The 9,282-nt window shown below is 40.5% G+C and carries 6 protein-coding genes and 2 pseudogenes; 6 read left to right on the forward strand and 2 right to left on the reverse strand.

Features of this window, described 5'->3' with window-relative positions; all coding sequences use genetic code 11:
* Nucleotides 1-356: 356 nt before the first annotated feature.
* Both ACEE44_RS10040 and ACEE44_RS10045 read right to left on the reverse strand, forming a co-directional pair.
* Nucleotides 357-542 carry a hypothetical protein gene (locus ACEE44_RS10040; protein ID WP_105117419.1) on the reverse strand — a complete coding sequence of 62 codons (186 nt, stop codon included), beginning with the start codon at nucleotides 540-542 and terminating at the stop codon, nucleotides 357-359.
* Nucleotides 543-597: 55 nt separating this feature from the next.
* The gene (locus ACEE44_RS10045) at nucleotides 598-1,608 is read right to left on the reverse strand and encodes a lactonase family protein (RefSeq protein ID WP_449172137.1); all 1,011 of its coding nucleotides are present in this window, start codon (nucleotides 1,606-1,608) and stop codon (nucleotides 598-600) included.
* 133 nt (nucleotides 1,609-1,741) lie between these two features.
* Between ACEE44_RS10045 and ACEE44_RS10050 the strand changes: the two genes are divergently transcribed.
* The 6 genes and pseudogenes from ACEE44_RS10050 to ACEE44_RS10075 all read left to right on the forward strand — a co-directional run.
* Entirely contained in the window at nucleotides 1,742-2,908 is a 1,167-nt protein-coding gene (locus ACEE44_RS10050) for an AI-2E family transporter (RefSeq protein WP_449172138.1), read from the forward strand.
* Nucleotides 2,901-4,130, forward strand: a complete 1,230-nt coding sequence (locus tag ACEE44_RS10055) for a tetratricopeptide repeat protein (protein WP_449172139.1) — start codon at nucleotides 2,901-2,903, stop codon at nucleotides 4,128-4,130. The genes ACEE44_RS10050 and ACEE44_RS10055 overlap by 8 nt, the downstream gene beginning before the upstream one ends.
* A gap of 3 nt (nucleotides 4,131-4,133) precedes the next feature.
* A complete protein-coding gene (budA, locus tag ACEE44_RS10060; protein WP_449172140.1) occupies nucleotides 4,134-4,850 on the forward strand; it encodes an acetolactate decarboxylase in 717 nt (238 codons plus the stop codon).
* 198 nt (nucleotides 4,851-5,048) lie between these two features.
* Nucleotides 5,049-5,890 (forward strand): annotated as a pseudogene (locus tag ACEE44_RS10065) (IS982 family transposase).
* Between the two features lie 57 nt (nucleotides 5,891-5,947).
* Nucleotides 5,948-6,301: pseudogene (locus tag ACEE44_RS10070) on the forward strand (ISAs1 family transposase); the annotation flags it as partial.
* Nucleotides 6,302-6,436: 135 nt separating this feature from the next.
* The coding region (locus tag ACEE44_RS10075) for a mucin-binding protein (RefSeq protein ID WP_449172141.1) at nucleotides 6,437-9,282 on the forward strand (2,846 nt) is incomplete at its 3' end.

The raw sequence follows: 9,282 nt of genomic DNA on the forward strand, positions 1-9,282 counted from the left end.
ATTTATCCCCGAGCTAGCATAGCGAGGGTTATAGTAAGAACAAGTCCGAAAATTTTCGGACTTGTTTTTCAATGTCTTGTAGACTGTTTTATCCCCGAGCTAGTATAGCGAGGGTTATAATAAGAACAAGTCTGGAAATTTCCAGACTTGTTTTTCGTAGTACAGTGTACTAATTTATCCCCAAGCTAGCATAGCGAGGGATATAGTAAGAACAAGTCCGAAAAACTTCGGACTTGTTTTTCAATGTCTGGGAGACTGTTTTATACCTGAGCTAGAAAAGCGAAGGTTTTTCTACTTATTATTCTTGAAATAATAACAAAAAACTAGACTGAAATTCAGCCTAGTTTTTACATGTATTAGAACAAGCCTTTAACCTTGTCCAAAAGACCGCTTACGCCTTCAGAACCTGACAACAAGCCTTTTGCTTGCTCCAAGTATTCGCCGAAGTTGTCCTTGTTTTCTTCGATAAATTGTTTAGCTCCGTCAAAGTCTTTGTTTGCGATTAAGTCTTTAACTTCGTTGAAAAGATCTACTGGATTCATGTAATTCACCTCCTATACAAATATTAAACCAAAAGTAGAGCGATTTCACAAATAATTAGTCTTCAAAAAATGTGACACATACAGCTTCTGGTAGGTAAAAATCATGAGAAAGTTCCGTTAGTTGACCTGTTTCTGTATCTCTTGAAAAAACAGTCGCATTATCAGAATCTTGGTGGACAGCGATTAGGTGTTTCTCGTCTGGGCTTAGGGTAAAGTCACGGGGTGTCTTGCCCTGGGTTGACACGATTTGGACCAATTCAAGACTGGCATCGCCAAGTGTTTTGTAGACGGCGATTGAGTCGTTACCACGGTTAGAACCGTAGACAAATTTTCCATCTTTGGTGATACGTATAGCAGCTGTGCCGTTGAAACCTGTATGGTCTTGTGGAAGTGTAGAGATAGTTTGTAGGTGCTCGAACTCTCCCCAGCCATCGTAAATAAGGACTTCAATAGTTGAATTAAGTTCGCAGATGAGATAGGCAATTTTCGCAACTGGATGGAAAACGATATGACGTGGGCCACTTCCAGCAGCGGCCTGATAGGTTGCCAATTTTTCTACTTTTCCTTGGTCTGAAACCTTGTAGGTCACAACTTGGTCAGCACCTAAATCACAGGTCACCAAGAACTTATCAGGTGTTAAATCGGAAAAGTGAACATGGGCAGACGCTTGGTTTTCATGTGGTCCAGATCCTTCATGTTGAGCTACATCAGCCAGTTCTAAGGAGCCATCCTCTAATCGTTTATAGACCAGAACTTGCCCCTTGTGGTAATTGGCAGCATAAACTAGATTTCTTTCTTCATCAACGGCTACATAGCAGTGAGGTGCACCCTCGCTAACCACATGGTTTAGGTTGCTGAAATCTGTATCGAAAGCTACGATTCCCCCTTGCTCATTCTCAGCCCCGACTGAATAAAGTCGTCCAGTTTTGTCAAAAGCAAGGTAGGTTGGATTTGGTTCTTCAGTGACTAATTCTAAGTTGCTGAGTTGACCAGTTTCATTGTTAAACTGAGCCTTATAGATGCCCTTTGAATCACGTTTGGTATATGTGCCGAAATAGATAGCCATGTTTATCTCCTTTGAAAATGATTGTAAAAATTATATCATATTTTTCCTGGAAAGTCTGAGAAATCCTATATTTCATTTGTCTAAAAAAATCCATTACATGGTACAATAGAGAAAAACGAATTGGAGTAATGATATGGATGAGCAGAATCAACGATTTAGACTGTCTTGGTTTTTTAAGTGGTTTTTAAATAATCAAGCTGTTACTTTCTTTCTAGTGACCTTATTGGTCTTATTGACTATTTTCGTTTTTACTAAAGTTAGTTTTTTGCTGAAGCCGATTGGAAGTTTTATCGAAATAATATTACTACCTATGTTGTTGACCGGTTTACTTTACTATTTGTTGAATCCAATTGTGGACTGGTTAGAGAAATACAAGATTACACGGACAGTTGCAATTTCGATTTTATTTGTATTGATTGGTATGCTTTTGGTATGGGGGTTGGCTGTTGCTATTCCAAGTATTCAAGGGCAGGTAACTTCTTTCGCCCAAAATTTGCCATCTAATATTCAAAAGATTGAAAGTCACGTAACGACCTTATTGGAAAATGAGCAATTTGAACAGTTTCGTCCGACTGCCTTGGAAATGTTAAATAAGGTCAATGATCAAATTATTTCCTATGCACAGAAATTTTCATCTAGTGCGGTAAACTGGGCGAGTAGTTTGATCTCAACGGCCTCTCAGATAATTGTAGCAATATTGATAATGCCTTTCATCCTCTTTTATCTATTGCGAGATGGTCAACAGTTAAATACTCATGTTACGCAGTACTTGCCAACCAAATGGCGTTCATCCGTCAGCGAGGTTTTGACAGATGTCAATGCTCAGTTGTCTAACTATGTGCGTGGCCAGGTGACGGTTGCTATTATTGTTGCACTCATGTTTTCGGTCATGTTTTCAGTGATTGGACTTAGTTATCCTGTAACCTTGGGGGTTATGGCTGGTTTCCTTAATCTGATACCCTACTTGGGCTCATTTTTGGCTATGATTCCTGCAGTAGTGTTAGGATTGATTGCTGGACCTGTCATGTTGGTCAAGGTTTTGATTGTTTTCATGTTGGAGCAGACCATTGAAGGTCGTTTTGTAACTCCACTTATTATTGGTAGCTCTTTGAGTATTCATCCCATTACCATTTTATTCGTCTTGTTGACTGCTGGTCAGATGTATGGTGTGTTAGGGGTCTTGTTAGGAATTCCAATCTATGCCACTATTAAGGTAGTGGTCAAGGCGGCTTTTAACTGGTATAGAGAGTATAGCGGTTTATATGTTGAGGAAGGAGAACAGACGGTTCGAGATGAATAATAGTGAAAAAATGGTGGCTTGTATCGGTCAGCAGGATTTAGAGAAAGCTAATAAGTATTTTAAACGAGCCTTGGAGCAAGATGATAGTGAAACGCTTTTGTCCTTGGCTGCCTATCTGGAAAGTATTGGTTTTTTCCCTCAGGCTGCACAAATCTATGACCAACTTAAGGAAACCTATCCTGAGGTAGTTCTCAATCTGGCACAGATTGCTTTTGAGGATGGTTTGGTTGAAGAAGCTTTTGCTTATTTGGAGGAAATTTCGGAAGACAGTCCTGTCTACATTGAAGCATTATTGGTCAAGGCGGACCTGTATCAGGCAGAAGGCTTGTCGGATGTGGCGCGTGAGAAATTGTTAGAAGCTAGTCACATATCTGATGAACCAATTATTTTATTTGGCTTAGCAGAGTTGGATATGGAGTTGGAATTTTTTAATGAAGCCATCTCTTACTATGCCCAGCTGGATAATCGTGAAATCTACGAATTAACTGGGGTTTCTACCTACCAGCGAATCGGTCTTGCCTATGCAAGTTTGGGGAAATTTGAAGCGGCCATTGAATTTCTGGAAAAAGCTGTCGAGTTGGAATACGATGACCAGACTGTTTTTGAGTTAGCTGCTCTGCTATTTGAAAGCGAAGAATACCAAAAGGCCAATCTCTACTTCAAGCAGCTGGATACCATCAATCCTGATTTTGAGGGCTATGAATATGCCTACGCTCAATCCCTTCATGCCGAGCATAAGATTGAAGAAGCCTTGGCAATGACAGAAAAGGGCTTGGCCAAAAATGATTTTGATGCCAATCTCTTGCTGCAAGCTTCTCAGTATGCCTATGAAATGCACGATGAGGAAGCTGCTGAAGACTATCTTCTCAAGGCAAAAGAGGTGGCAGATGATAGTAATGAATTAGCCCTCCGCTTGTCCAATCTCTATTTGGAGCAGGATCGGTTTGATGAGGTGGTGGCCTTGTTTGACGAGGAGCTGGACAATGTCTTGGCGCGTTGGAATGTGGCCAAAGCCTATCAAGCTCTAGAAAGAGATGATGAAGCTATTGCGCTTTACGCTGAATTAGCTCGAGAATTGGCGGAAAATCCTGAATTTTTGGTTGATTATGTAGGGTTATTACGTCAACTTGGTCGTTTGGAGGAGGCAAGAGAGCAAGCTAGTCGTTATATCCAATTGGTGCCAGACGATTTAGCCATGCAAGAATTTTTGAATGAAGAGTAAGTTATGCAAGTAAATCGATTATTTCAATACAATACACTCGGTGCCTTGATGGCGGGTTTATATGACGGTTCTTTGACGGTTGGCGAATTGCTGGAACATGGTGATTTAGGCTTGGGAACTCTGGATTCTATTGATGGTGAGCTGATTGTCCTAGATGGAAAGGCTTATCAGGCCAAGGGGGCAGGGGAGAAACCAGAAGTGGTTGAAGTTCCTTCTGATATGAAGGTTCCCTATGCGGCGGTCATTTTCCATGAGGCAGAAGTGATTTTCAAACAACGCTTTGAAATGACCAGCGATGAATTGCACCAGCGGATTGAATCCTATTACGATGGCGAAAATCTTTTTCGTTCTATCAAAATCAAAGGGACGTTTTCACGGATGCATGTTCGTATGATTCCTAAATCGGCTTCGGATGTCCGTTTCACGGAAGTGGCAAGTCGCCAGCCTGAGTATACCGCTGAGAATATTTCAGGCACCATTGTTGGTATTTGGACACCAGAGATTTTTCACGGGGTCAGTGTGGCTGGTTATCATTTGCATTTTATCTCAGACGATTTGACCTTTGGGGGCCATGTTATGGACTATATCATTTCACAAGGAAATATCGAGGTTGGCCCAGTCGATCAGCTGGATCAACGCTTTCCAGTTCAAGACCGCCAGTATCTTTTCGCTAAGTTCAACGCCAAGGAAGTTAGAGAAGATATTGATAAGGCGGAGTAATATTACTTATTAAGTTCCTAATTTGTAAAATTAAGCTAGGGAGGAAGTCAAGTTTCTTAGTTTCAGACTAACACTCTTACTTTTAGGAATGAAACCTATTTGTATACAATACCCGTGGTGCTAGTTCATTTCAAACTACAATAAAAAGCCCAAATGGACCATACTGTAAGTGATGAAACATACAGGAGGTTAGTCCAAATGAGCCACTTACAGTATACCGCTAAAATCTCATCATTTGCAATGGAATGTACGCCAATTATCGCAAATTTGTCATCACTCCTACCAAAACTATTGTCCAGATTCCTTCAAACATCGGCCTAATGATAGTTTAGCCTAAGTTTCAGATGAATCACACCTTGTCTTGCTTTTGTTACAAGCAGAACTAGGCATAACATCACAAGGCCATTTCTACACCATCTGCCACCTCTTTCCTTGTGGTCAGTTACTAGAAAGAAGTCGTTTCAATCATCGGTCAACAAATGATTTGGATCGTCCAATTCATCCGAAAAGCTATGAGTGAAATGCTTCCATCTGATAAACTAGCCATTATAGATAGTTTTCCCTTGCCACTTTGCCAACCCGTTCGCAATCACAGACCTACCATTTTTAAAGTATTAGCCAATATTTGCCACAATGCCTCTATACATCATAGGTTCTACGGCTTCAAGGTTCATATGCTGGTGACCTTATCTGATTATATTTTGAACTATGTGCTCACACCCGCCTCTGTCCACGATGTAGAGGTGGGTTTTTAGCTATTAGAGGGGTGTAAGCAATCGGTTATCCTAGGTTATTTAGGCTACCTGAGCAGTGCACTCAAGAAGGACTTAGATCAACAAGGTTACCATCTATGTACGCCATTTCGTAAAAACATGACAGGGGCCTAAGAACATAATGATTGGAAGGTGATGGCTCTGAGACGAACTATTGCAATACGTTTTTCTGAACTGTGTCGTTTCTTTGACATCGAACATACACTTGCTAGAGGGATAGCCGGACTACAGCTACGAATGGAACAAATTATTCTAGCTCATAACTGACGCTATTTTGAAATGAACTAGCACCACGGGTATAAAAGTATTGTTTTTATTTCATTTAACTATATTGATAAAGACGGCGTCATTACGGAAGAAGTTCGATACTTTATCCTCCGTTTCAAGAGTGATGTACAGACTTTTTCTCAGGTTATTCGCGGTCATTGGTCGGTTGAGTGCCTACATTAGTTGTTAGATGTGGTTTACCGAGTAGATAAGAATCAAACCTTAGATAAACGAGCGGCCTTCAATTTAAATGATATTCGTAAGACTTATCTCCATCTCTTGCAAATGAAAATCTTTCCTAAGCAGAAGCGGAGTTACCGACGCAAACAACGCTATATTTCTGTCCATTTGGAGAATCATTTGCCACAATTATTTGGAAATCGAGGAAAAGGTGGTAAATATTTATCATGATTTACAACATCTAGGTGCATGGGCAAAAGGAGAGAAGAAATTTTCCATGCGTTTGGCGTTTTTTGCATATTTTTTGCTTGCAAAATGTCTCAAGATATGATAGTGTAATAGTGATAAACTAAAAGGAGTATTATCATGGAAAAAAGAAAAAATATGTTTCATAAAAAGAAGCGTATGTTTGGTGAAAAGCAATATCGTTTTTCAATAAGGAAATTCAACGTTGGTGTTGGTTCCACGGTCATAGCGGCCTTCCTACTTCTAGCAGGTAGTCCACTTGTTTCAGCGCAAGAGATTACTTCTACTGAAGGTGTAACTAGCTCAACAGAGAAAATTTCTGAAACGATAGTGCCAACTACAGATTCTACTCAGCCTGAGTCAATCAAAACAGATGATGAAACTTCAAGTTCTTCAGTAACTTCTGCAGAAACAGGTTTAGATTCATCAGTTTCAGTGAATTCAGGTTCGCTGGATTCAACTACATCGCAGGATGTTGAAAGTGAGTCGGCAATAGTTAATGAATCTTCTGAAGCTTTAAATGAGAGTTCAGAACTTAGCTCTGAATCTGCATCATCTGAAATTACAGATAATAGCTTGCAGGAGTCTTCGACTGTTTCTGCTGCTGAACTTATAGCACCAGTTGAAACCACTTTAACTGTTGAAGATGGCGAGGAAGTGGCGAAACAAATCAATCAGATCGCTACTGATGAGGAAGCAATTGGTGATGTTCGGACAGCGGGTATTACCTACCAGGTTCGATACATTGATGAGGAGACTGGACAACGTGTTTCTCGTACAGCTCATACTGAAGCTGTTGAGACCAATCGTTTGAATGCAACGACATATGTAAAAGTCATTGCTAGTCTTCCTGAAGGGTATGAACTTGCTGATGGCCAGTCTCCAGTTTTAGTACAACAAATTTTTGAAAAGCAAACTAATATTTTATCATTTGTTGTTACTAAGAAAAAAGAAGACGAAACTCTGGTTTCTGAACCAACGACTTCAGGTTCTTCAGGTTTCCGTACCAATCCTTCAGCTACACCTGAAGCTAGAGATGGTTATTCTGTCACAGCGCTTGTTCCACCCGTTCAAGATCCAAATGGTTATCATGTTCAAGCTGTAGCTGGAGAATATACGAATAATGTTTTAACCAGCTATGTCCTCTATTCTACTCGAAAGGAAGACACAGCTACAGATGCTGCTGGGAATGATATTCCAACTAAGCTTTACTTAACAAAAGTAGATGCCAACAATACCAACTCTATTCAAGCTAGTATTGTTGTTGATTTGACCCAACCTGCGGGGACATCGGTAGCTTTCGATGGTGGGACAATTAGTCTCGACACACCTGTTCGGGTTCGTGGTTCAAATCTGCCAACGGCCACCTATTCTTATGCTTTCAGCTCAAATAAAAGATTGGATCCTATTTTCTTAATGGGGGCAGTAGATACAGATAATTCCACTAGTAATAGTTCTGGTGGAACTTTTAGTCCGTATACATATCAGTTGACTAAATATAGAGACAAAACTACAGGTGCCGAACTAGCACCAATCTATGTTCAAGAGGGTTGGCGATACGATACTTATACAACCGCACCAATTGATATTCCTGGATATACATTGGTTGGCGACTCAGGGAATACAGATTCCTATATTAACCATGGACGGAATTATGTAGCTGGAGATGTACTCTATCAAAAGTCAAATTTACCAATTAATATCTATGACACTGATTCCAAAGATCGTAAAATTATTGGGACACAGGATACACAGTTATACAGAAAGCTAGTTATTACAGACACTTCGACGATATACACTGAGTATTATCAAGTTATTGGGGATGCGGCAAGTACTCCTTCTCCAGAGGAGTTTTTCGCTCAATTGGAAGCGGGAACTTTAAATATTATCACAGATAAACTATTTGCGGCCACCCAGGCTGACGGTGTTACATTATCAGGAGGGCATACATTAAACTCACCTGTAAATGCAACTAAAAAGCTTGGAGATTACTTTACAACAGATAAGACGGGAGTATATCCATTAAGAAACCCTTCTAGTTTGTTGGCTCAGTACCCAAATGATTATTCTGATTTTACTCCTGCAGAAGTTTTAGCTTTGCCAACCGTTTCTGACTCTCCAATTGAAGTTACAGCAACTAATCCAGGCAGAGTGGTAGTACCCTTTACAGCGCAGTATGTACGAAATACGGATACAACTGTTCCAACTAAGACAAGTTCTGTACGGATGACTGCCTATTTCAATTTGTTGCACAGTTCTTCTACAGGGTCAGACGTTACGTACTACTATACTGCAAACCCACAAGTTGCAGCAGTTAAGTTCGTTGACACTACTGATTCAAGTGTTCAGTACACAGAGAACCTGAATGGTAAAACAGCGGAGACTTTCGGCTGGGATCCAGCTACAAAAATCGCGGAATTTGAAGCGATGGGCTATACGGTCGTCAATCGGGATGGTTATGCCCCAACAGGAACATACGATACGATTGATGGAAATGTTCAAGAATTCACTTATGAGTTGACTCCTAAGACTACTCAAGTGACAGATAATCCGTTAGTCTTTACTCGAACTACTAACTATATTAAAGAAGAAGATAGTAGTCAGGTTGCGGCTCCTTATACAACAACAGTCACATATGAGCGAACAGGAACTCGAAATGAAGTGACGGGATCGGTGACTTGGAATTCTTGGACAGCTAAGGATGGCGATACAATTCTTGAAGGTCAAGCTCTACCAACTCTTGCCGGCTATTCCGTTAAGTCTGTTACTTCAAACTACGGTACAGTTACTGCAGTATCAGTAGTTGAGAATATCGACACAGCTGATCTCATCTCAACAGGAAACTATGATCTCGTTGAGACAGTAGTGTATGCGAAAGCAGCTCAAACAGGTAGTGTGAAGTTTGTGGATACGACAGATGGTTCAGTGAAATTCACAGAACCCCTCAATGGTCAAACAGGTGATGA

Source organism: Streptococcus sp. 32226D021BW (genome assembly GCF_053545015.1).

Bases quoted from the DNA above. Each gene is read 5' to 3' on its own strand.
- ACEE44_RS10040 (WP_105117419.1), bottom strand. From the start codon at position 542: ATGAATCCAGTAGATCTTTTCAACGAAGTTAAAGACTTAATCGCAAAC.
- ACEE44_RS10045 (WP_449172137.1), bottom strand. From the start codon at position 1,608: ATGGCTATCTATTTCGGCACATATACCAAACGTGATTCAAAGGGCATC.
- ACEE44_RS10050 (WP_449172138.1), top strand. From the start codon at position 1,742: ATGGATGAGCAGAATCAACGATTTAGACTGTCTTGGTTTTTTAAGTGG.
- ACEE44_RS10055 (WP_449172139.1), top strand. From the start codon at position 2,901: ATGAATAATAGTGAAAAAATGGTGGCTTGTATCGGTCAGCAGGATTTA.
- budA (WP_449172140.1), top strand. From the start codon at position 4,134: ATGCAAGTAAATCGATTATTTCAATACAATACACTCGGTGCCTTGATG.